We start from the raw sequence: 21790 nt of genomic DNA, 5'->3' as shown, positions 1-21790 counted from the left end.
CGTTTCAGACCACGATGGTGTCAAACAGCGTGGCGGCTTCGGCAGGGCGTGTGGTGCGGCGAAAGCCGATGGTGAAGGCGTTGCCTCCCACCTCGCCCCGCAGGGTGGTGCGGGTAAGCCGCTGGTAGCTGATGGACGCCCCATGGCGCTGGCACAGCTCGCGGCAAATATAAAGGCCCAGACCGCTGGAGCGGCTTTCGGACGAAAAAAATGGTTCGAACAGATGGCGCTCTACGGATTTGTCCATGGGAGCACCGTCGCTCCAGACTTGCAGGCTGGTCTGGCCAGAGGGCAAGGTGCGGGTGGTCACCGTGAGGGAGTCCGGCTCCTGGCCCACGTAGCGCAGTGCATTGTCCAGCAGGTTCACGAGCACGCGGCGCAGGTGCTCGGTGTCGAATTCCACCTGCGTATTGCCAGCTTCCAGCATCACCACCGCCCGGCGCTGCACGGGGTCCTGTGCCTGCCAGTCATTCCATACCTGCGATACCGTTTCGTCCAGCGGCAACGTGGACGCTGGTGCGTGGCTGATCTGGTGCTGCACACGGGCAATGTCCAGCACTTCCTCGGCAATGCGCGCAAGGCGGTCGGCATTCTGCTGCACCATGTGGGCCAGGCGCTTTTGTGCCGGGTCGTGCAGATCTTCTTCGAGCAAGGCGTTGGCCTGCACGATCGCGGCCAGCGGGTTGCGGATTTCATGGGCCACAGCGGCCGACATGCGACCCATGGCGGCGAGTTTTTCCGTGCGCAGGCGGGCTTCCATCTCGCGCAGGTCGTGCAGGAACATCACGCACAGCCGCTCGGTCTGTGTCTGGCGCGCGGCCTCGCGCGTCGAAGTCAACCAGGTGCGTACATGCAGTCCGGTGGGACTTTGCCCCGGATGCAGCAGATCCACGTCCGCGGTCTGGGACTGCTCCTGGCGGAAGGTGCGCCGCGCCAGGATAACGAGCGGATTCCAGGGCGCTTCGGATGCCAGGATGAATGGCAGTTCGGGCAGGGACGCCCCACCAAGCAACTGGAGTCCTGCGGGGTTTGCGATGCGCACGACATCACTTTCGTCCACCACCAGTACCCCGTCGGTCAGGTTCTGGATGACGAGTGCGCTGACCTGTGTCTGCACCCGGGCGGTAACCTGGCTCTGCTGCGCCACCTCCTGTTCGCGCGCTAGGCGTGTCGCGAGCTGGTGCACCAGGTAGCTCACGATGAAATAGCCTGTTCCGGTCAGCGCGCTTTGCAGGTAGCGTGGCGCGTCGTCGCCTGCGGTGCCCGAACCCAGCCACCAGGCCCAGCCCAGCAGCAGCAGCGTGACGCCTGCCGTGGTGCCAAGTGCCAGGGTCAGCGTCCCGAGCACGGCCGCCATCAGGATGGGCAGGCCGAACAGGGGGGTGTAGTTCATGGTGCCCGCATTCAGCAGTTGCAGAGCGGTAATTGCGGCAAGGTCCAGCCCGATGGATGGCAGCCACTGGGGGCCAACCCTGGGCGAGGGTGGTTTGTGCCTTGCCAGCACACGCAGCATGATGGCGGCCACCAGATAGGCCGCGCACACCGCCAGCACGGCCGGCTCGGTGGCCTGGTTGATAACCTGCCCAGCCCCTTGCAGCACCAACAGGGCCAGCGCCACCATGACACGGCCCGTCAGAAAGCCGCGCCACAGGCGCACAAACGGCGCATCGATGACGGATGTCAAGGAGCCAGGGGGCAGCGTGCGCATGGTCGGAATCAGGCGGGGCCCAGGTGCCGGTGTTCTGCGCAGCAGTAGGCGTTGCTGCCGACCATCAAGGCTTCGGCCTGCGGAATGTGGATGCCGCAGTGGGCGCAGGCCAGCATGTTCTGAGGGAGCGCCAGTGGTGGCGCAGGCGGTTTGGAAGGGGTTGCATCCGGCACGCGGCGGCTGCGCCAGATACCGATGGCGACGGCCAGGACCACCAGCAAGACCAGGTATTTCATACGCTGCGGCCCAGAACGACTTCCATGACAAAGCGGGAGCCCACATAGGCCAGCAAAAGCAGTGCCGCGCCTGCATAAAGCACGCGCACGGCGTTGCGGCCCCTCCATCCGAAGCGGGCTCGTCCCACAAGCAGGGTTGCAAACGTGAGCCAGGACAGCAGTGAGAACACAGCCTTGTGGTCCCATCGCCAAGCCCTGCCGTACAGCGTGTCGCCAAACAGCCAGCCCGCCAGCAGGGTGGCGGTCAGCAGGATGAAGCCTGCCGTCACAAAGCGGAAGGTCAGGCGCTCCAGTGTGAGCAAGGGGATGCCGCTGTGGGGGTCTTCGGCCTGGCGGATGCGCTGCTCTGCGCGTGTCATGAGCCAGGCGTGCACCACGGCGGCGGCAAACAAACCGTAACATGCAATGCCCAATGCCAGGTGCAGCGGCAGCCAGGCGGAAGCCGCCACGTGCAGCGGCTGGCCAGGAAAGAGCACTGCCAGCACGATGGCCACGGCGCCCAGCGCTGCCAGAACCCAGCGCGACTGCATCTGCGGAAAGAGCTGTCGCTCCACCGCATACACCGTCAACACCAACCAGGCGGTCATCGACAAGGCGGGCGCAAAACCAAATCGGGGGGCGTCGCCCCACAAGCCCCATACCAGTACCGCGCCGTGCAGTACCCAGGCCACCAGCAGCGCATTGCGTGCCGCTGTGGCCCCCAGCCGTGAGGACGCGGCGGCGGGCACGGCGTATGCCACGGCAGCGGCCAGGGCCAGCAGCCAGCTGGCGGGGGAAGCACTGGGTAAAATCATGGATCGCAGTTTAGCCTTTCGCCCCACCGCCAGCACCCTGACGCGCAGGCAATACCGGACATCTTCCCTATGGCCTCCGCCCTTACCGACAAACTCACACGCCTCGTCAAGGAGATGCGTGGCCAGGCCCGCATCACCGAATCCAACGTGCAGGACATGCTGCGCGAAGTGCGCATGGCGCTGCTGGAGGCCGACGTAGCCTTGCCGGTGGTGCGCGACTTCATTGCCCGGGTCAAGGACAAGGCCCTGGGTCAGGAAGTGTTGGGTTCACTCAAGCCTGGGCAGACACTGGTCAGTATCGTCAACCGGGAACTCGCCGCCACCATGGGTGAAGGGGTGGCCGATATCAATCTGGCCGCCCAGCCACCGGCCGTGATCCTGATGGCCGGCCTGCAGGGCGCGGGCAAGACCACCACCACGGCCAAGCTGGCCAAGCATCTGATCGAAAAGCGCAAGAAGAAGGTGCTCACCGTCTCGGGCGACGTGTACCGCCCTGCGGCCATCGAGCAGCTCAAGACGGTCACCAAACAGGCCGGTGCGGAGTGGTTCCCGAGCACGCCTGACCAGAAGCCGCTCGATATCGGCCTTGCCGCGCTCGACTATGCCAAGAAGCATTACTTCGACGTGCTGCTGGTCGACACCGCTGGTCGCCTGGCTATCGACGAAGTCCTGATGAAGGAAATCAAAGACCTGCACTCAGCGCTGAACCCGGTGGAAACGCTGTTCGTGGTCGATGCCATGCAGGGGCAGGATGCGATCAACACCGCGAAGGCCTTCAAGGAGGCGTTGCCGCTCACCGGGATCGTGTTGACCAAGCTCGATGGCGATTCGCGTGGTGGTGCCGCGCTTTCGGTGCGACAGATCACGGGGGCCCCCATTAAGTTCGCCGGGGTGTCCGAAAAGCTCGATGGCCTGGAAGTGTTCGATGCCGAGCGCCACGCGGGCCGCATTCTGGGCATGGGCGACATCGTGGCGCTGGTGGAGCAGGTCACCGCCGGTGTGGACATGGAGGCGGCGCAAAAGCTGGCGGCCAAGGTCAAGAGCGGTGACGGATTCGATCTGAACGACTTCCTCTCCCAGATTCAGCAGATGAAACAGATGGGTGGGCTTTCCAGCCTGATGGACAAGCTGCCGTCGCACCTCACCGCCAAGGCCGGTGCCGTGGACATGGACAAGGCCGAGAAGGACATAAAGCGCAAGGAAGGCATCATCCAGAGCATGACGCCGCTGGAGCGCCGCAAGCCCGACCTCATCAAGGCCACACGCAAGAAGCGCATCGCGGGTGGCGCGGGCGTGCATGTGCAGGAAGTCAACCGCCTGCTCAAGGAGTTTGAGCAGATGCAGGGCATGATGAAAAAGATGAAGGGCGGCGGCCTGATGAAGATGATGAAGAAGATGGGCGGCATGAAGGGCATGGGCGGGGGCGGCATGCCCAAGATGCCTTTCTGAGCACCGCGGGCACTGGCATGAAAAAACCCTGAAGAGGCGCTGCTTCTTCAGGGTTTTTGCATGCTTGGAAGCGGCCGTGCCTACGGCTCTTGCAGCCAGTTCTTGAGGGGTTGGTCTGCCCAGGCCTTGGCCTTGTCTCCGACAAAGATGCGTGGCTGGGATGCTGAGACCTTGCGGCGCTTTTCCTGTGCTGCGATTGCCTTTTGCGCTTCTCCCATCCAATCGGCCATCGAACGGTTTTCTGCACCTGACTGGCTAAACAGCGCTTCGGCAAATGGCGTGTTGTTGCCGTTGTATTGGCAATTGAAGGTGGTGCGGCCCACGTCCGTGGCCGCGAGCACCACCCGGTTCGGAGCCTTCAGGGGCTCGACGAACGCACCGCTGTAGCAGGCGGAAAGCACCACCAGCGTGGGCACCTTGTTCAGCGGCGCCAGCGCATCGCTGAGGGCTTTGGTGGTGATGGGCGGTACGTGTTTGCCGCCCACGCTGATATTTAGCAGGCCGGGGTTGCTGTGGGTCGATATGAGCAGCAAAACGCGGTCTTGCGGGCGCGCCACTTCAGCCATTTTTGACATCACCAGCGAAAAATTCTCTGGGGTGGCCTGTGGCCAATCGGTGGGCTGGTCGCGTGCTGGATTGGCCAGCTTGAGCATCAGCGCGTTTGGATCGATGGCTTTGACCAGCTTTTCGGCGAGCAGCACGTCGTTGCGAAAGGCTTTGGACTGCGAATGCATCGCAAATCCCGCAAAGATGACGCGCCCTGGGGGCTCGGGGGGAGGAGGAGGGGGTGCTGGTGCGGCGACCGGGGCAGATGCTGTGACAGGCGCTTGCGCGGGGGGCATGGCGCAGCCTGTGAGTGCTACAGCCAGGGTGAGTGTGCTTGCGCGGAACAGCCGCCAGCGGGCGACAGGTGAAAACAGAGGCGAGGGCATTGATAGCGGGGCCGCGCACTGCCTAAAACCGCAATAAGCGGTTTTAGGCATAGGGGCTGGGTGGAAAGGATACGCATCGTAACGGGCGCAAGACCGAGGTTCAGAGCGTATTGATGCTCCATGTTTATGCTATTTTTAGGTCCTAGCGCTTGATGGTAAACATTTTATTGCTATTGATATGGTAGCGATATCAAAAAAGCCGGTGCATGCACCGGCTTGTGGTTTGTGTGAAATTTCTCACACTTTCACAGCGTTGCCAGCGGCGCTGGTCGTGCCAGTCGGCTTGCGTGCAACCATGCACGGCGCAGCACGGGGGGCGACCAGGATTCCTCGGGGATGAGCAGAAGGCGTTGCGCGCGCATGGCCTTGCCCAGAGCGATCTGGCTCGTCAATACAGCCAGCGGAATCGCCAAGGCCAGCGGCAGTCCGACGGGCATGAGCCACAACAAGGCGCTGCTGTCGATCAATGCCACGCCCACGGCCAGAAGACCAATCACCAGGCTCATCGGAGCCAGCTGGCGTGCGGCATGGCGCCACGGCACGGCGTGGGCTTCGCGCGGGGGCGACTTCCATTCCAGCTTCAGGCCTGTGAGTGCAATCAGTACAAACAGCGAATGCGCCAACATGCGGATAGGGGCCTGCAGGATGGCCAACACGCTCTCCAGCGCAGCGCTCTTGAGCAGGCTGACGGTGCCGCCGTACTCCTTTTGCTCGCGGCGCATGAACACGGCGGCCACGCCCAGGATGCGGGGCAGGAACAGCATACACAGCGTCCATGCCCACAGCGAGAGCAGTTCGGCCGGCAGAATGTGCCAGTCGGCCACGAGCTTGGCGCCCGAAAGCCACAGGGCCGTGCCCAGCGTGAGGAAGGCCAGCCACAACGGTGCCGACAGGTAGGCCATGGCCCCTGTGATGAACATCGAGCGGTGCACGGCGTGGATGCCAGGTTCGGCCATCAGGCGTGCGTTCTGCAGATTGCCCTGGCACCAGCGGCGGTCGCGCTGCAGCTCGGCCAGCAGGTCGGGGGGCTGCTGTTCATAGCTGCCGATCAAGTCCGATACCAGCCACACGTGGTAGCCGGCGCGGCGCATCAGCGCAGCTTCGACAAAGTCGTGCGACATGATGCCGCCCGCCAGGCCGCCTTTGCCCTTGATGGGGGCCAGTGCACAGTGTTCCATGAAGGGAGCCACGCGGATGATTGCGTTGTGGCCCCAATAGTGGGATTCGCCCAGCTGCCAGTACTGCATGCCCAGCGTGAACAGACGGCCCGTGACACGCGATGCGAACTGCTGCGCGCGGGCGTGCAGCGTGACGTGGCCAATGGCCTGCGTCGCGGTCTGGATGATGCCGGCCGTGGGGTTGGCTTCCATGAGCTTGGCCATCGAGACGATGCAGTCACCGCTCATCACGCTGTCGGCGTCCAGCACCACCATGTAGCGGTAGTCCTGGCCCCAGCGGCGGCAGAAGTCGGCCACGTTGCCGGCCTTGCGGTGCGTGCGGCGGGCGCGCAGGCGGTAGTACACCTGCACTTGCGGTTGCTGGCTGTGCTGTGCCAGGGCGCTGCGCAGTTCTTCCCATGCGGCGCGCTCGGCCCGGGCGATGGCGGGGTCATAGCTGTCGGACAGCACATACACGTCGAAGGTGGCCCCGTGGCCGGTGGATGCCACCGACTCGCACGTTGCCCGCAGCCCTGCAAACACCGTGGCCACGTCCTCGTTGCAGATTGGCATGATGATGGCCGTGCGCGCGTCAGGCGCCAGCACGTGCTCCACAACGCTGCGTACGGACAGCGCATGTTTGTCGCCGCGCAGCATCACCCAAAAACCCATCAGCCCCGTGAGGAAGCCTGTGACCACCCAGGCAGACAGCAGCGCGAACAGTGCGATCTGGCCGTAGCCCAACCAGGGGTTCTCATACTCGGGTTGCACCCCCACAAACAGAAAACTTGCCAGGGCCGTGGTCAGCACGGTCAGCACGGCAAAGGTCCAACGGCGGCGCTGCGCGGCGCCTTCCCATGCCTGGGTTGGCCGGTTTTCGGGTGATGTGGGATGGCTGACCTTGGCGCGACCGGTCAGCTTGAGAAGCAGGGCTGTGCCCACGCTGTTCCAGAAGCCGCGCCAGGGGACGGGCGCCATGGAGCCTCGGTGGACCGGCGGTGCGGTGACGGCATTCGGGTGCCGTTCCTCGCGCAGTGCACTGCGCTGGGGGTGGTGGTGCACCGTGGGGCTTACTCGGGAAGAATGATGTGCGTCCATGTTTCACTCACAGCGTTGTTGTCGTGTTGAAGAAAAGCGCGCAGCTCGATCGGACGATCGGCTTTTTGGCGCTGTACGCGAACAGTCATGCGCCACTGGTCGGTGGCGGGATTGCGGTAGACGATGTTTTCCAGCACCTTGCCGTTGGCGTCGGCGCTCACCACCGCCTTGACGACAGCTTCGGCCGGCAGGGCCTTGAGTGCGGGGCCGTCGAAGTCGACGACAAACTGCGCCTGCTGGCGCAAGGCGGCTGCGGTCTCTTTGGTGTAGCCCATGCCGCGTCGCGATTGCGTGGCCCAGGCGCCGGGCGGCCGCTGCTGCCCATCGCCTTGCCAGCTCAGCTCGTAGGCAAATTCCAGGGGCTGGCCGGGTGCGGGCATCTGGGCAGGCACCCAATACGCCACGATGTTGTCGTGCGTCTCATCGGGGGTGTTGAGCTGCACCAGTTCCACGCGGCCTGCGCCCCAGTCGTGCAGGGGGCGCACCCAGGCGCTGGGGCGGCGCTCATACCGGGCTTCCACGTCCTCATAGTTCGCCCATTGGCGGTCACGCTGCATCAGGCCAAAACCCTTGGGGTTCTTTGTGGCGAACGACGTGACCAGGGTCTGCTTGGGGTTCTGCAGCGGGCGCCACAGCCACTCGCCCTCGCCGGTGGCGATCATCAGGCCGTCGGAGTCGTGTACCTCGGGCCGGAAGTCGTCCTTGCGGGGCTGGTTCTCGCCGAAGAAGAACATGCTGGTCAACGGCGCAATGCCCAGCGTGGCGATCGGCTTGTTGCCGGCGCCGGGCCGCACAAAGATGCGGCTGCGCACGGTAGTGGTGGTCTGCGTGCCCGGCTGGATGTCGAAGCGGTAGGCGCCAGTGGCGCGCGGCGAATCCAGCAGCGCATACACCGTGACTTGCGTGGACAAGGGATCGGGCCGCACCAGCCAGAACTCCGTGAAGCGCGGGAACTCTTCGCCACTGCCACCCACGGTGTCGATGGCCAGTCCGCGCGCAGACAGGCCGTACTGCTGGCCCTTGCCCAGTGCGCGGAAGTAGCTGGCGCCCTGGAAGACCACCAGTTCATCCTTGTAGGCGCTGGAGTTGAGGTGGTTGTGCAGGCGAAAGCCCGCAAAGCCCAGGTCGCCCCAGGCCTCGGGCCGCACCTGGTTCTTGCCGTAGTCGAAGTCCGCACGGCTGTAGCCGATGTGGCGCGCGCCTTGGGGCGTCACTTCATTGATCAGCACCGGCTCCTTCTGGTACAGGCCCAGGTGGAAGAACATGGCCTCGAACGGCAACTTTTCGGCGCGCCACAGGGCACGGTCGGGGCGCCAGCGGATGTCGCGCACCTGGTCGTAGTTGAGTTTGGCGAGGTCGGCGGGGAGCTTGTCGCTGGATGTGCGATACGGCTTCTCCGACCGTTCCCGGGCCATGCGGGTGACGCTGTCGAAATCGAAGCTCTGTGCCTGTGCTGCGCCTGCCAACAGGGCGGTGGCCAGCGCCATTGCGGCCTGGGGGAGCCGACCGGTGAAGCGTGAACGGTGAGAAAAAACAGCTTGCATGCTGGAACTAGGGCAAACCCTGTGCCAGCTTGGAAAAAATGTTTTAAATCAATGGCTTATGTAGCTAACCGCATGTAAGCAGTTGTGCAGTCCGTGGATCGGCGTGCAAATACAGAGTTTCTGTCGCCATGTGGCGACAGCGAGGCGAAGCGCTTGAGAAAAACTGAGGAAAATCAAAGGCTTAGTCGTGTCGCTCATCAGCGACGTCTTCATTGTCTGCTGCGTCGTTCTTGAAGTGCCCGGGGGTCAGTGCATGTTTTTGCAGCAGCCGGTAGAACTCCGTGCGGTTGCGCTGTGCCAGGCGCGCGGCGTCGGCCACATTGCCATCCGTCATCTTGAGCAGACCCACCAGGTACTCGCGCTCAAAGCGCTGGCGGGCCTCGGCAAAGCTCAGCACCTGCGTGGACGGCGTGCGCAATGCGCGCTGTACCAGCGTCAGGGGCACCAGTGGCGTGGTGGACAGGGCGCACACCTGTTCGACGACGTTGTAGAGCTGGCGCACATTGCCGGGCCAAGCGGCCAGGGTCAGGGCCTTGAGCGCCTCGGGCGCGAAGCCCGACAGGCGCTTGTCGTACTTGCGCGCCAGCTTGTCGAGAAAGTGGTTGGCCAGCAACGCGATGTCCTCGCGACGGTCTGCGAGGGTGGGCAGCGCCAGTGTGACCACATTGAGCCGGTAGTACAGGTCTTCGCGGAACTGGGTCGTGGCCATGGCGGCCTCCAGATCGCGGTGTGTGGCCGAGATGATGCGCACGTCGATGGGAATCGACTGGCTGGCCCCCACGGGGCGTACCGCACGCTCTTGCAGCACCCGCAGCAGCTTGACCTGCAGGGCGGGCGGCATGTCGCCAATCTCGTCCAGCAGCAAGGTGCCGCCTTCCGCAGCCTGGAACAGCCCCTTGTGGTTGCTGACCGCATCGGTAAAGGCACCTTTGACGTGGCCAAACAGTTCGGATTCGAGCAGGGCTTCGGGGATGGCGCCGCAGTTGACGGCAACAAAGGGGTGGCGTGCCCGCGGACTGGCGCGGTGGATGGCCTGGGCCAGCAGCTCTTTGCCCGAGCCGCTATCGCCCAGCAGCAGCACGCTGGCGTCCGACTGGGCCACCATGTAGGCCTCGGCCAGCAAGTCGGTCATGCGGTTGGAGCGGCTCACGATCTCGGCGCGCCAGGCTTCGTTGGCATGGGCGTGCGTGACCGCAGGGGCGCTGAGGGCCAAGGCCTGGGCAATTTTTTCCAGCAGTTCTTTGCCGTCGTAGGGTTTGGTGAGGTAGGTGAACACCCCGCGTGACGTGGCTTCCACGGCATCGGGAATGGTGCCGTGTGCAGTGAGCAGGATGACCGGCAGCGAAGGGTGCCGCGCACGCACTTCGTCGAACAGCGCGAGACCATCGCGCCCAGGCAGGCGCACATCGCTCAGCACGAGCTGCGGGCGCGCCATGTCCAGCTGGGCCAGCGCCGCCTCGGCCGAGCCCACGGCGACCACCTCATATCCTGCGGCCTGCAGGCGCAGCGACAGCAGTCGCAGCATGTCGGCATCGTCGTCCACCACGAGGACACGGGCGCGTGGCGTTGCGCGGGATGGGGTGGAGGTAGCTGCCATGGCGGGTTCTTTCGCACCTTCTGGAGAAGGTCAGGGCGCTGGGCGTTGGGGGCTGCTGCCCGGAAGAGAGGCCGGTGCCGCGGGAAGCGGGGCAGGGCGTGTGGTCAGGCTGCGTTCGATAGCGCGCACCGCCTCCAGCCGCTCATTGAGTTGATCATTGCGGCGCTGCGCTTCGCGCAGTTGTTGGGTTTGCCGCTCCAATTGGTCTTCCAGTCGGCGTTGCTGCAGAAGCCGCGATTCCATCAGTCGCGCCAAGGGGTGCAGGACTTGCGCCGCAGCCGCGGTGTTGCCCATCACGCGCTGCACCAGGCCCAGGGCGCGGGCCGTATCGACGGGTTGGCGCGTTTGCGCCAGCGCTGTGGCCAGAAGAAGCGAGGTCTCTACCGATGCATCTTCCGCCTCGCCCAGGCGGGCAATCTCTTTGGCCAGTTCTGCGGGGGCCATGCGCAGGGTACGGTCCGTTTGCGCCAGCACCTGCAACACCGGGGCGGCATCCTGGGGGGCCTCCGTGGCGGAGATCTGGCGGGCGTTGGGAGATTCCGCCGCCACGGAGGGGGAGGGCGCAATGGCCGTGGGCTGTGCAGGCGCGGCCACTGCCTGGGGGGCGGTTGCATTGCAGCCTGCCATCGTGAGTGCCGCCACCAGCAACAAGACCCACGCCGGAAGGTTCAGAGGGCGTGGGTGGAGCGGGTGTGCGGAAAGACTGCTAGGCAGCATGCGGTAGTTCCATGCGAAAAAAGGAGTGGACGCCATCTTCCACCAGCCGCACGCTGCCGCCGTGGGCGACGACGTACTCTTGGACGATCGACAGCCCGATTCCGGTGCCTCGCACGGCGTCGTCGGGCTGGCGTATGCCCCGGTAAAAGGGCTCAAACACGCGGTCGCGGTCGGCTTTGGCCACGCCGGGTCCCTGGTCCGAGACATCCACGCGCACGCAGTCCGCATGGCGGGAAAGAGCAAGCCGCACCGTTCCACCCTTGGGTGAGAAACGAATGGCATTGGACAACAGGTTGCTGACTGCCGAGGCGATTTTGTCGGCATCGATCTGCAACGAGACGGCGGGGCCTTCCACGAGTAACCTCAGGCCCCGGGCTTGCCACTGCAGGCGCTGGGCCTCCACTTGCGCTTCCAGCAGCGCGAGCAGGTCGGTATCGCGCCGCTGCAGCTGGCGCGCCTCAAAGGCCGCTGCATTGAAGCGCAGCAAGGCTTCGATCTCCCCCTGCAAGACCAGCGTATTGTGGTGAAGGATCTGTGTCACTTCGCGCTGACCGGCATTGAGTTCACCGGTCACTCCGTCCTGCAAAAGTGCCACACCCTCGCGCAGCGCGGCCAAGGGTGTCTTCAGTTCGTGCGAGACATGGCGCAGGAAGCGGGCCTTGTCGGAATCCAGTTCCAGCAGTCTGAGCCGCAGCCATTCCAGCTGTTGCCCCACGCGGCGCACGTCGTCGGGGCCGGAGATCACGACGGGCGCTTCGAGCTGGTTTTCGCCCAACCGCCGGATCGTGCCTTCCAGTCGCTTGAAAGGACGGGCGAGCCAGATGCCCAGCGCCAAGGCCAGTACCAGCGCCAGGACGATCACTCCCACCACCTGGTGCGTCACGTTGCTGCGGCTCGCCTCCACCTGGTCCTGCAGTGCACGGTTGCGTTGGGCATTGATGTCCTGGATCGATTGCACGATGTCAGTGTGCAGTGCCTCCAGTGCCACAAATTTTTCCGCGACCAGTTGCTCGTTCTCCAGCGCCCGCTCCGGCGGGGCATCCAGAAGCGCCTTGACGGCGTCGAGGTGCGCGCGCCATTGGCTGGTCTGGTCTTCGGGAAGGCCGCCCTGGTGCAACTGGTCGAGAATGGCCTGCGCTTCCACGGACATTTCGTTGAAGCTGCGGCGCAGCGGCGCATCCCGCAGCACCAGGGACTGGCGGGCCGCGCGTTCCAGCGCTTGCCCGCGCTGGTTCAGCGCCTGGGCAGCTGTGCTGAGGGCGATGGCCTCGGCGGCACCATGGCGGCTTTGAACCATGAGCTGTTCCAGCGTGTAGAGCGCGCGCAATGAGCTCACCCCCAGCAATCCTGCTATCAGCAGAAACGCCAGCAGCAGCAGCTGTTGGAACGAGAGGCCGCGCAGCGGGCCGTCGGCCTTGTGCAGATCTGCGTGCGCCAGGTTGTCTGCAGGTTTTGCCACGGGTGCCGGGTGCGCGTCAGGCAGCGAACGCCGCCTCGCTGATGCACACTTCTCCGCGCAGCGTGTAGGCCTTTGCTTCGGTGATCGTCACATCCACCATCTGGCCCACCAGGCGGGGCTGGCCCACAAAATTGACCACGCGGTTGCATTCGGTGCGCCCCATCAGTTCGGTGGCGTCGCGCTTGGAGGCGCCTTCCACCAGGATGCGCTGCACCGATCCCACGCGGCTTTCGCTGATGGACTTGATGTTGGCGTTAATCACCGACTGCAGGTGCTGCAGGCGGCGCAGCTTCACGTCGTGCGGCGTGTCGTCGTGCAGGCCGGCGGCAGGCGTGCCGGGGCGCGGGCTGAAGATGAAGCTGAAGCTGTTGTCGAAGTGGATGTCGTCGATCAGCTTCATCATCTTGTTGAAGTCGTCTTCCGTCTCGCCCGGGAAGCCGACGATGAAGTCGCTGCTCATGGCCAGGTCGGGGCGGATGGCGCGAAGCTTGCGCACGGTGCTCTTGTACTCCATGGCGGTGTAGCCGCGCTTCATGGCCATCAGGATGCGGTCGCTGCCGTGCTGCACGGGCAGGTGCAGGTGGCTGGCAAGCTTGGGCAGTTTGGCGTACGCCTCGATCAGCCGGGGCGTGAATTCGTTGGGATGGCTGGTGGTGTAGCGGATGCGTTCGATGCCTGGGATGTCAGACACGTATTCGAGCAGCAGCGCGAAGTCGGCGATCTCTGCCGTGCCGCCCATCTTTCCCAGGTAGGCGTTCACGTTCTGGCCCAGCAGCGTGATCTCCTTGACGCCCTGGTCGGCCAGGCCCGCCACCTCCACGAGTACATCGTCGAACGGGCGACTCACCTCTTCGCCGCGCGTATAGGGCACCACACAGTAGCTGCAGTATTTGCTGCAGCCTTCCATGATGGAGACAAAGGCGCTCGCACCTTCGACCCGCGCCGGTGGCAGGTGGTCGAACTTCTCGATCTCGGGGAAGCTGATGTCCACCTGGGGCTTGTCCAGGCGATCGCGCTGGTTCAGCAGCTCAGGCAGGCGGTGCAGGGTCTGGGGGCCGAACACCACGTCCACATAGGGCGCGCGCTTGATGATCTCGGCGCCTTCCTGGCTGGCAACGCAGCCGCCCACGCCGATTTTCACACCGCGCGCTTTCAGGTGCTTGATGCGGCCCAGGTCACTGAATACCTTCTCTTGCGCCTTCTCGCGTACCGAGCAGGTGTTGAACAGAATGAGGTCGGCTTCGTCCACATTTTGCGTGGGCTCATAGCCCTGGGCGGCGTTGAGCACGTCGGCCATCTTGTCCGAGTCGTACTCGTTCATCTGGCAGCCGAAGGTTTTGATAAAGACTTTTTTGGCCATGGAGGGCTCGCTATCGGAAAAAGGGCAGGGCGGAGCGCCACTGCGCACCGCAAGCATTGAATCGACTGCGCCGTGGCGTAGGGCGCAGTCGCTGTGTTACTTCTTGATGGGGTCGGATTCGGCGCGGTAGTTGCGCTCGACCGTGTCACTGCCCTTGCGGGGTTGTTCGGCTTCACCCTGGGTCAAGATCCACGCGGTGATCAGCATGCCTGTGCTGGTTTCGATGACGTAGTTCACCTTGTAGCTCTGGCCTAGCACAGTGTGGGCCATGACCAGCGTGTTCTGTGGGCTCAGCAGCCGCATGCCGGGCGCCATGCGGATGGTGCGGCCATTGAGCGTGGCCTCCGACACCGTGTTGAGGGTCAAGGTGCCGCGCAGAGCCGCATCGGGAAAGTTGCGCATGCCTCCGAGCCCCGGCTGGACCTGGGCAGCAGCAGGCAGCGCGGCATACAGCAAAGCACTGGCAAGCCCAGCGACTAGGTGCCGACTGAGATTCCGCATGGGAGAGGCGTGGGAGGTTGTGCAGCGATTCATGGTTTACATCCAGGGGCTGAAAGAAGAATTTTAGGGCGTGCCTGCCGTTTGAGGGGGCTCTTGAACCCGCAGGCCATCCGAGGCCGGTGACGCACGCCTGCGCGGGCATGCAGTGATGCCCGGCACATGCGCCAGCAGCACGGCACCAATGAAAAACCCACAGTGGGTTGCCGCACTGTGGGTTTGATTTGGTGGTCGTAGGTGGACTTGAACCACCGACATCAGCATTATGAATGCTGCGCTCTAACCAACTGAGCTATACGACCGAAGCCCCAAATTATAGAACAAAAATTATTGGTGTGTGAAGTTCGCGGCGCGTTTGTTCATGAAAGCGTCCATACCTTCCTTTTGGTCCTGGGTGGAGAACAGGGCGTGGAAGAGCCGGCGCTCGAACATCACGCCGTCCGACAGGCTGCCTTCAAAGGCACGGTTGACCGATTCCTTGGCTGCCATCACGGCGATTTGTGAGAAGCCTGCAATGATGATGGCGGCTCCCAGCGCTTCGTCCATGAGCTTGTCATTGGGTACCACGCGGCTGACCAGACCGGCGCGCTCGGCTTCCACCGCGTCCATCATGCGTCCTGTCAAGGCCATGTCCATCGCCTTGGATTTGCCCACTGCACGCGGCAGGCGCTGCGTCCCGCCCGCGCCGGGGATCACGCCCAGCTTGATTTCTGGCTGGCCAAACTTGGCGTTTTCAGCGGCGACGATGAAATCGCACATCATGGCCAGCTCGCAGCCTCCCCCCAGGGCAAAGCCGCTGACAGCGGCAATGACGGGCTTGCGGATGGATCGGATGGCCTCCCAGTTGCGGGTGATGTAGTCCCCCTTGTAGGTGTCGGCAAAGCTGTATTTCGCCATGGCACCAATGTCAGCACCCGCCGCAAACGCCTTTTCGCTGCCAGTGACGACAATGCAGCCAATTTTTTCGTCCGCATCGAAAGCTTTCAGCGCCGTGCCCAGCTCGTTCATGAGTTGGTCATTCAGCGCATTGAGCTGCTTGGGCCGGTTGAGCGTGATGATGCCGACCTTGTCCGCTTCGACGCGGACCTCGATGGTTTCGTAGGACATGAAATCTCCAGGGTTTATAGGTGGTTATGACTGCACGGACGAATATACCCAAGCAGGCCCGAACCGCGCGCTGGTAGGTAAAACACCGTATCGCGCCAGACGCATGTCCCCTGTTCAGTTCAGCCAGCGCCCTACGGCGGCGGTGTTGGCAATCGACAGGCTAACTGTGTCTGGCACCGTCGTGGTCGGCGTGGTGCTGCGGGAGGCCTTCTTTGACAGAGCGGTCGGGCTGCGGGCTGGGAGATCGAGTTGCAGGCGCAGCAGACGCCCGTCCCGTGCCACCAGAGCGGTCAGCGATGTCTCGGTGCCAGCGTAGAACGCTACGTCTTCCAGTTTGCTAATGCGCCAACCCTGACCGTTCACGTCGATGCCCAGCCACTCGTCACCTGGCGCCATGCCTGCCTTTTCGGCAGGGCCGCCTCGTAGCACGGTCTTGATATGGATGCTGTGGTTTTCCCCCACCCGCAGTCCCAGCCGCTGCGCCCATTGGGGTGTCTCAGCCTTGAGTGACACACCGTTGGCTTCCAGAAGCTCTACCAGAGGGAGTTCCGTGGTGCTGTGCACCCACTGCGCCAGCTCCGTACCGAAAGATCGGCCAGACAGTTCTTTCAACACAGCAAGCACATCTTCCTGGGTCATCGGGCCACCCTGGCACTGCGTCCACAGCGTGCGCATGACCTCGTCCAGGTTCGTCTTTCCCTCACGGCGGAGGGCGAGGTCCAGGCACAGGGCCACCAGTGAGCCCTTGGTGTAGTAACTGACCGTCGCGTTGGGGGTGTTTTCGTCCTGGCGGTAGTACTTGACCCAAGCGTCAAAGCTGGACTGCGCCACGGTCTGTACGGTCCGACCCGGGGTCTGCAGTACCTGGTTGATGGTCTTGGTGGCGAGCTTCAGATAGACCGCATCATCGATCAATCCGGCGCGGCGCAGCAGCAGGTCGTCGTAGTAGCTGGTGAAGCCCTCGAAGAACCACAGCAGTTCTGTGTAGTTTTCCCGCGCGTAGTCGTATTCGGCAAACTCAGCGGGGCGCAGCCGCTTGACGTTCCAGGAGTGGAAGTACTCATGGCTGATCAGTCCCAACAGGGTGGTGTATCCATCGCCAGTTCGGGTCTCATCCATCCGTGGCAGGTCGCGCCGGCCGCAGATAAGTGCGGTGGAGTTGCGGTGCTCCAACCCCCCGTAGCCGTCGCCCACGGCGTTGAGCATGAACAGGTAGCTCTTGAAAGGAGCCTTGCCCTCGCCATGCCAGAAGCGGATCGCGGTCTCACAGATCTTCTGGGTGTCTCCCAGCAGGCGCTTGCCGTCAAAAGAGGGAGCCGCTCCGGCCACCACAAAGCGGTGCGGAACACCGCAGGCTGTGAAACGGCCGGTCCAGAACAGGCCCATCTCTACCGGGCAATCGACCAGCTCGTCGTAGTTTGTCGCCACGTAGAGGCCAAAACCCTTCTTGTCTATCTTGAGGGGAGAGAGTCCGGTGGCCGCCGACCAGGCGGCTGTGGCAGATGTGCTTGCAATATCGAGCGTGTGGCGTTGCTTCTCCTGCCCGTGCACGCGCAGGCACAGACTGGTGCCATTGAAAAAACCGCGCGATGCGTCAAGCCAGGCTGTACGCACCGAGGTGTCGTAGGCGCAGACGACATATGTCAGGACCAGTGGCTTGCGCGCGCTGCAGTCTGCTTGCCACCGGTGCTTGTCCAGTTGCGTGAGCTTCACCTCCTGCTTGCCCTGGCGGGCTTTCAGTTCTTGCAGGTTTTTGGAGAACTCCCGCACCAGATAGCTCCCTGGAATCCAGGTTGGCAGCGAGACCTCTTGCAGCGCCTTTGGATGGGTGATCGTCAGTGCTATGCGAAATAGATGAGCGTGCAGGTCCCACGGCTCAATACGGTAGTGGATGGCGGCGGGTTCCGGCTTGGGGGGTGAGGGCATGGGCAGCTGCTGGTGTTCGGACTTCGCGGAGGGGTGGCGCAATCCATGAGGGCAAGGGGCTGCGCGAATGCGAAACGCGTGTCAGTTGGCTGAGGGCGTTTCGCTGCTGGCTTCGGCCAAGCGTTTTTCCACCTCTTTGGCACCGATGGCGCCTGGCACGCGGGCACCGTTGGCAAAAATCAGTGTAGGTGTCCCAGTGATCTTGTGCTTGCGGCCAAACGCCAGGTTGCGCTGCAGAGCGCTGGTATCGCAGCTTGCTGCTGGCGCGGGTTTGTCCCGCACCATGAGATCCTGCCAGGCCGTCACTTGGTCCTTGGCGCACCAGATATTGCGCGACTTTTCGGCGGAGTCTGGGCTGAGGATGGGGTATAGGAACAGATATACCGTGACGTTATCCACGTTCTGAAGGTCGCGCTCAAAACGTTTGCAGTAGCCGCAATTGGGGTCTTCAAACACCGCCACCTTGCGTTTCCCGTCTCCCCGCACGATGGTGAAGGCGTCTTTGATTGGCAAGGCAGAAAACTCGACGGCCGTGAGCTTGGCAATGCGGTCTTCTGTCAGATTCCTGCGCACCTTCGTATCGATCAATTCGCCCTGGATCACGTAGTTGCCCTTGGCGTCGGTGTAGAACAGGTCCGTCCCGATGCGTACCTCGTAGAGGCCCTTCATGGGCGTGGAGCGCACTTCGTCGATCTTGTCCATTTGGGGAATGCGTTCGGCGAGTGCCTTGCGGATGTCCGCTTCCTGCGCGGTAGCAGCGAGACTTGAGGCCAGCGCAGCGGCTGCGAGCAAGGTGGGAATCAGTTTCATGGTGTTCTCGTTCAAACGATCTGGCGGTCTGCCGATGGCTGCTACCGGTTTGGTCAATAGTTTCCCATGGCCTGGCGGGCCACGAAGTTCTTCAAGGGGCCGCTCAGTTCAAAGCCCTTCATTCCCCAATTGCGCAGCGCTTGCAGTGGCCCCTCCTGACGAGAGAAAAGCTGCTGCAGGCCGTCTGTCGCCAATCCCATTGGCAGCAGGGCTGCCTTGCGCTTGCGCTCATAACTCCGCAGCAGCCGCAGATCAGCCACGCTGCGCCAATAGTCGCGCCCGTGCAGAATGTCTGCGAGGGTCTGGGCATCCGCCAAGCCCAGGTTCAGCCCCTGGCCTGCGAGCGGATGCACGTTGTGCGCTGCGTCACCTGCCAACACCCAGCTTCGCGGGCTCTTGTCATTGGTGGGCACAGTGCCACACCAACGGTCTGCCGTTGCAAGCTGCAAGGGCCAGGTTGCGCGGTCCGCACTCAGCGCCAGCGTACCCAAGGTTTCCTGGCTGACCACCTGGAGCTTCTGTGCGAATTCTTCGGGGGACAATGTCATCAGCGGCGCTACCTGCTCCTGCAAGACGGACCATACAACCGCCACGGAGTTCCCCAGCGAACCCCCCAAAGGCAAAAAAGCCAGGATGCCGTCGGGCAAGAACCATTGTCGCGCCACCTGTTCATGGCCCCGTTCGCATTGCAATCGGGTGGCGATGGCGTGCTGCCCATACGGCGTCACCCGAAAATCCACACCAAACTCTTCGCGCGTACGGCTGGCACGGCCCTCGCAAACCACTGTCAGTGCCGCCGGCACTGGAGAATCGACCATTTCCACCTGGGGCTGGTAGCGCACGGCTTCGGCAAGGCGCGCCTCCAGGGCGGGCACGTCCACGATCCAGGCCAGGGCCTCAACCCCCTGGGCGGCTGCATCAAAATGCACGGCGCCATCCTGGTCGCCCTTTACCCGCATAGACCTGACCGCCGTAGCGTGCTCCGCATCGGGCCAGCTACGAAGCGATTCGAGCAGGTGGCGCGAGACCGTGTTCAGCGCGTAGGCCCGCACATCGGCCGCTGCGGAGACTCCGGTGCCGGGGGCGGGTAACAAGGCCACTTTCAGCCGTTCGCGGGCCAGCAGCAGCGCCAGAGTCTTGCCCACAATGCCGGTGCCGCGAATACAGATATCAAAGGTTTGGGCCATGGCGGCATTGTAGGAGGGGGCTTGTGCCACCGGGTACGGTGCAAAATCGGGCTCCCATTCCCCTGGTCTTTTTTTGAGGAGCACTTCCGCGTGAGTTTCTACCCTGATTCCGACCTGTCCGGCACCATCGCGCGCCTCTTCGTTTATCCCGTCAAGTCGTGCGCGGGCATCGAGGTGCAGGAGGCGCAGCTCACTGAAACGGGGCTGGATCTGGACCGTGCATGGATGGTGGTGGATGCTGAAGGCATGTTCCTGACCCAGCGCGCGCTGCCGCGCATGGCCTTGATCCGGCCGCAGCTCAAGAGCGACGAGATGGTGCTGCGCGCCCCCGGTATGCTGGCCTTGCATGTGGCAATCGATGCCGTTGAGGGGCCCGCCACGGTGACCGTATGGCGAGACACGGTGCCCGCCTGGGACATGGGCGCCGTGGCGGCACAGTGGTTCACTGATTTCCTGGGTCAGCCCTGTCGTCTTGTCCGTTTTGACCCCGAATACCGGCGCTTGTCCAGCATGGAGTGGACGGACGGTGTCGAGGCTCCGAATCAGTTCGCCGATGGCTTCCCTATGCTGGTGGCCAGCGAAGCGTCCATGGATGAACTGAATGTGCGCCTCCAGGCTGCAGGCCATGCAGCCGTGGGCATCGAGCGGTTTCGTCCGAATGTGGTGCTGGCCGGGGTGGATGCACACGACGAAGACCGGGTGGACCTGGTGCGGGTGGACGCTGCGGAGGGTGAAATCCACCTGCAGCCCGTGAAGCCTTGCTCGCGTTGCCCTATTCCCGACATTGACCCCACTACGGCCCAAAGTACCCCTGTGGTGGGTGACATGCTGCGGACCTACCGGCAGGACAAGCGTCTCGATGGCGCCATTACGTTCGGAATGAACGCCATAGTGGGCCGGGGGGCGGGCCAAGTGCTGCGTGTGGGGCAGCGGGTGGCGGCCAATCTGCGCTTTGATTGAGGGTGTGAACAGGCCGTGGAAATGCGATTGCTGGCGGGCCCGTAAAATCGGCGGTTTGTCTCCGAATTCCAGAAAGCCCTGCCATGAGCCTCCAATGCGGCATCGTGGGCCTGCCCAACGTCGGCAAGTCCACCCTTTTCAACGCGCTGACCAAGGCCGGCATCGCCGCCGAAAACTACCCCTTCTGCACCATTGAGCCCAATGTGGGCGTGGTGGAAGTGCCAGACCCCCGTCTGCAGCAACTCGCCGAGATCATTTCACCGGAACGCATTGTTCCGGCCATCGTCGAGTTCGTGGACATCGCCGGCCTGGTGGCAGGTGCCAGCCAGGGCGAAGGCCTGGGCAACCAGTTCTTGGCCCATATCCGTGAAACCGATGCCATCGTGAACGTGGTGCGTTGTTTTGAAGACGACAACGTGATCCACGTGGCCGGCCGTGTGGACCCGATCTCTGACATCGAAGTCATCCAGACGGAACTGTGCCTGGCCGACATGGGCACTGTGGAAAAGGCGCTCAACCGCTACACCAAGGCTGCCAAGTCGGGCAACGACAAGGACGCAGCCAAGCTGGTGGCGCTGCTCACGCGCATCCAGGCCGCACTCAACGAAGGCAAACCTGCGCGCTCGGTCGAGATCACCAAAGAAGAGCAGCCCCTGCTCAAGTCCCTGTGCCTGATCACGGCCAAGCCTGCCATGTTTGTGGGCAACGTGAGCGAAGACGGCTTTGAGAACAACCCATTCCTTGACCGCCTCAAGGAATACGCCGCCAGCCAGAACGCCCCTGTGGTGGCCATCTGCGCCAAGATGGAAGCCGAGATGGCGGAAATGAGCGACGAAGACCGCGACATGTTTCTCGCCGAAATGGGCCAGACCGAGCCCGGCCTGGCCCGCCTGATCCGCGGCGCTTTCAAGCTCCTCGGTCTGCAGACCTACTTCACGGCAGGCGTGAAGGAAGTGCGTGCCTGGACCATCCACATCGGCGATACGGCGCCCCAGGCGGCCGGGGTGATCCACGGCGACTTCGAGCGTGGCTTCATCCGCGCACAGACCATCGCCTTTGAGGACTTCATCGCGCTCAAGGGTGAGCAGGGTGCCAAGGATGCAGGCAAGATGCGTGCTGAAGGCAAGGAATACGTGGTCAAGGACGGCGACGTGCTGAACTTCCTGTTCAACGTCTAACGCTGAAAGCTGCATCGGGCCACAGGCCCGATGGCCCCGCATCCCTGCAAGGCCCCTGGCGTGCAGGGTTTTT

The 21790-nt window shown here is 63.4% G+C and carries 18 protein-coding genes and 1 tRNA gene; 3 read left to right on the top strand and 16 right to left on the bottom strand.

What is annotated here, in order from left to right:
* Nucleotides 1-4 precede the first annotated feature (4 nt).
* The 3 genes from ASE39_RS03790 to ccsA are packed head-to-tail and all read right to left on the bottom strand — an operon-like array spanning nt 5 to nt 2738.
* Nucleotides 5-1708, bottom strand: coding sequence for a HAMP domain-containing sensor histidine kinase (locus tag ASE39_RS03790; protein WP_057270214.1), 1704 nt, complete (start codon nt 1706-1708; stop codon nt 5-7).
* Nucleotides 1709-1716: 8 nt separating this feature from the next.
* The gene (locus tag ASE39_RS03785) at nt 1717-1944 is read right to left on the bottom strand and encodes a PP0621 family protein (protein WP_010459599.1); all 228 of its coding nucleotides are present in this window, start codon (nt 1942-1944) and stop codon (nt 1717-1719) included.
* Nucleotides 1941-2738 (bottom strand): cytochrome c biogenesis protein CcsA, encoded by a 798-nt coding sequence (gene ccsA / locus ASE39_RS03780; protein WP_057270213.1) that lies wholly within the window; start codon nt 2736-2738, stop codon nt 1941-1943. Before ccsA ends, ASE39_RS03785 begins: the two co-directional genes overlap by 4 nt.
* A gap of 69 nt (nt 2739-2807) precedes the next feature.
* On the opposite strand from ccsA, the gene ffh reads away from it, so the two are divergent.
* Nucleotides 2808-4187, top strand: coding sequence for a signal recognition particle protein (gene ffh / locus ASE39_RS03775; RefSeq protein ID WP_057270212.1), 1380 nt, complete (start codon nt 2808-2810; stop codon nt 4185-4187).
* Between the two features lie 80 nt (nt 4188-4267).
* On the opposite strand, the gene ASE39_RS03770 is transcribed toward ffh, so the two are convergent.
* The 13 genes from ASE39_RS03770 to ASE39_RS03710 form a co-directional block, all read right to left on the bottom strand.
* A complete protein-coding gene (locus ASE39_RS03770) occupies nt 4268-4921 on the bottom strand; it encodes a C13 family peptidase (protein WP_057270211.1) in 654 nt (217 codons plus the stop codon).
* A 443-nt stretch (nt 4922-5364) separates the two neighbouring features.
* Complete coding sequence (gene mdoH, locus ASE39_RS03765; RefSeq protein ID WP_057270210.1) at nt 5365-7374, bottom strand: glucans biosynthesis glucosyltransferase MdoH; 2010 nt, start codon at nt 7372-7374, stop codon at nt 5365-5367.
* Entirely contained in the window at nt 7347-8861 is a 1515-nt protein-coding gene (locus tag ASE39_RS03760) for a glucan biosynthesis protein G (protein ID WP_057270209.1), read from the bottom strand. Before ASE39_RS03760 ends, mdoH begins: the two co-directional genes overlap by 28 nt.
* Before the next feature lie 238 nt (nt 8862-9099).
* Nucleotides 9100-10515 carry a sigma 54-interacting transcriptional regulator gene (locus ASE39_RS03755; protein ID WP_057270208.1) on the bottom strand — a complete coding sequence of 472 codons (1416 nt, stop codon included), beginning with the start codon at nt 10513-10515 and terminating at the stop codon, nt 9100-9102.
* 30 nt (nt 10516-10545) lie between these two features.
* Nucleotides 10546-11232 (bottom strand): hypothetical protein, encoded by a 687-nt coding sequence (locus ASE39_RS03750; protein ID WP_348981568.1) that lies wholly within the window; start codon nt 11230-11232, stop codon nt 10546-10548.
* A complete protein-coding gene (locus ASE39_RS03745; RefSeq protein WP_057270329.1) occupies nt 11222-12655 on the bottom strand; it encodes an ATP-binding protein in 1434 nt (477 codons plus the stop codon). The genes ASE39_RS03750 and ASE39_RS03745 overlap by 11 nt, the downstream gene beginning before the upstream one ends.
* Before the next feature lie 52 nt (nt 12656-12707).
* Nucleotides 12708-14051: a tRNA (N6-isopentenyl adenosine(37)-C2)-methylthiotransferase MiaB gene (miaB, locus tag ASE39_RS03740; RefSeq protein ID WP_057270206.1), complete on the bottom strand. Its 1344-nt coding sequence runs from the start codon at nt 14049-14051 to the stop codon at nt 12708-12710.
* A 96-nt stretch (nt 14052-14147) separates the two neighbouring features.
* On the bottom strand, nt 14148-14552 hold the full coding sequence (locus ASE39_RS03735; RefSeq protein ID WP_085940302.1) for a hypothetical protein: 405 nt from the start codon (nt 14550-14552) through the stop codon (nt 14148-14150).
* A gap of 222 nt (nt 14553-14774) precedes the next feature.
* Nucleotides 14775-14851, bottom strand: a tRNA-Met gene (locus tag ASE39_RS03730).
* 25 nt (nt 14852-14876) lie between these two features.
* Nucleotides 14877-15656: an enoyl-CoA hydratase gene (locus ASE39_RS03725; protein ID WP_057270205.1), complete on the bottom strand. Its 780-nt coding sequence runs from the start codon at nt 15654-15656 to the stop codon at nt 14877-14879.
* A gap of 114 nt (nt 15657-15770) precedes the next feature.
* A complete protein-coding gene (locus ASE39_RS03720; protein ID WP_057270328.1) occupies nt 15771-17582 on the bottom strand; it encodes a M61 family metallopeptidase in 1812 nt (603 codons plus the stop codon).
* 81 nt (nt 17583-17663) lie between these two features.
* On the bottom strand, nt 17664-18392 hold the full coding sequence (locus ASE39_RS03715; protein WP_010459574.1) for a DsbC family protein: 729 nt from the start codon (nt 18390-18392) through the stop codon (nt 17664-17666).
* 53 nt (nt 18393-18445) lie between these two features.
* Nucleotides 18446-19579 (bottom strand): FAD-dependent monooxygenase, encoded by a 1134-nt coding sequence (locus ASE39_RS03710; RefSeq protein ID WP_057270327.1) that lies wholly within the window; start codon nt 19577-19579, stop codon nt 18446-18448.
* A 90-nt stretch (nt 19580-19669) separates the two neighbouring features.
* On the opposite strand from ASE39_RS03710, the gene ASE39_RS03705 reads away from it, so the two are divergent.
* Nucleotides 19670-20539: an MOSC N-terminal beta barrel domain-containing protein gene (locus ASE39_RS03705; protein WP_010459570.1), complete on the top strand. Its 870-nt coding sequence runs from the start codon at nt 19670-19672 to the stop codon at nt 20537-20539.
* Between the two features lie 83 nt (nt 20540-20622).
* The gene (gene ychF / locus ASE39_RS03700; protein ID WP_010459569.1) at nt 20623-21717 is read left to right on the top strand and encodes a redox-regulated ATPase YchF; all 1095 of its coding nucleotides are present in this window, start codon (nt 20623-20625) and stop codon (nt 21715-21717) included.
* Nucleotides 21718-21790: the final 73 nt, after the last annotated feature.

It is taken from the genome of Acidovorax sp. Root267 (genome assembly GCF_001429215.1).
Classification (GTDB): domain Bacteria; phylum Pseudomonadota; class Gammaproteobacteria; order Burkholderiales; family Burkholderiaceae_C; genus Acidovorax; species Acidovorax radicis.
Note: the sequence above shows the minus strand (reverse complement) of the source record. Positions and strands in the feature narration are given on the sequence as shown.

Coding starts and splice junctions, on each gene's coding strand:
- ASE39_RS03790 (WP_057270214.1), bottom strand. CDS start 1,708: ATGCGCACGCTGCCCCCTGGCTCCTTGACATCCGTCATCGATGCGCCG.
- ASE39_RS03785 (WP_010459599.1), bottom strand. CDS start 1,944: ATGAAATACCTGGTCTTGCTGGTGGTCCTGGCCGTCGCCATCGGTATC.
- ccsA (WP_057270213.1), bottom strand. CDS start 2,738: ATGATTTTACCCAGTGCTTCCCCCGCCAGCTGGCTGCTGGCCCTGGCC.
- ffh (WP_057270212.1), top strand. CDS start 2,808: ATGGCCTCCGCCCTTACCGACAAACTCACACGCCTCGTCAAGGAGATG.
- ASE39_RS03770 (WP_057270211.1), bottom strand. CDS start 4,921: ATGCATTCGCAGTCCAAAGCCTTTCGCAACGACGTGCTGCTCGCCGAA.
- mdoH (WP_057270210.1), bottom strand. CDS start 7,374: ATGGACGCACATCATTCTTCCCGAGTAAGCCCCACGGTGCACCACCAC.
- ASE39_RS03760 (WP_057270209.1), bottom strand. CDS start 8,861: ATGGCGCTGGCCACCGCCCTGTTGGCAGGCGCAGCACAGGCACAGAGC.
- ASE39_RS03755 (WP_057270208.1), bottom strand. CDS start 10,515: ATGGCAGCTACCTCCACCCCATCCCGCGCAACGCCACGCGCCCGTGTC.
- ASE39_RS03750 (WP_348981568.1), bottom strand. CDS start 11,232: ATGCTGCCTAGCAGTCTTTCCGCACACCCGCTCCACCCACGCCCTCTG.
- miaB (WP_057270206.1), bottom strand. CDS start 14,051: ATGGCCAAAAAAGTCTTTATCAAAACCTTCGGCTGCCAGATGAACGAG.
- ASE39_RS03735 (WP_085940302.1), bottom strand. CDS start 14,552: ATGCGGAATCTCAGTCGGCACCTAGTCGCTGGGCTTGCCAGTGCTTTG.
- ASE39_RS03725 (WP_057270205.1), bottom strand. CDS start 15,656: ATGTCCTACGAAACCATCGAGGTCCGCGTCGAAGCGGACAAGGTCGGC.
- ASE39_RS03720 (WP_057270328.1), bottom strand. CDS start 17,582: ATGCCCTCACCCCCCAAGCCGGAACCCGCCGCCATCCACTACCGTATT.
- ASE39_RS03715 (WP_010459574.1), bottom strand. CDS start 18,392: ATGAAACTGATTCCCACCTTGCTCGCAGCCGCTGCGCTGGCCTCAAGT.
- ASE39_RS03710 (WP_057270327.1), bottom strand. CDS start 19,579: ATGGCCCAAACCTTTGATATCTGTATTCGCGGCACCGGCATTGTGGGC.
- ychF (WP_010459569.1), top strand. CDS start 20,623: ATGAGCCTCCAATGCGGCATCGTGGGCCTGCCCAACGTCGGCAAGTCC.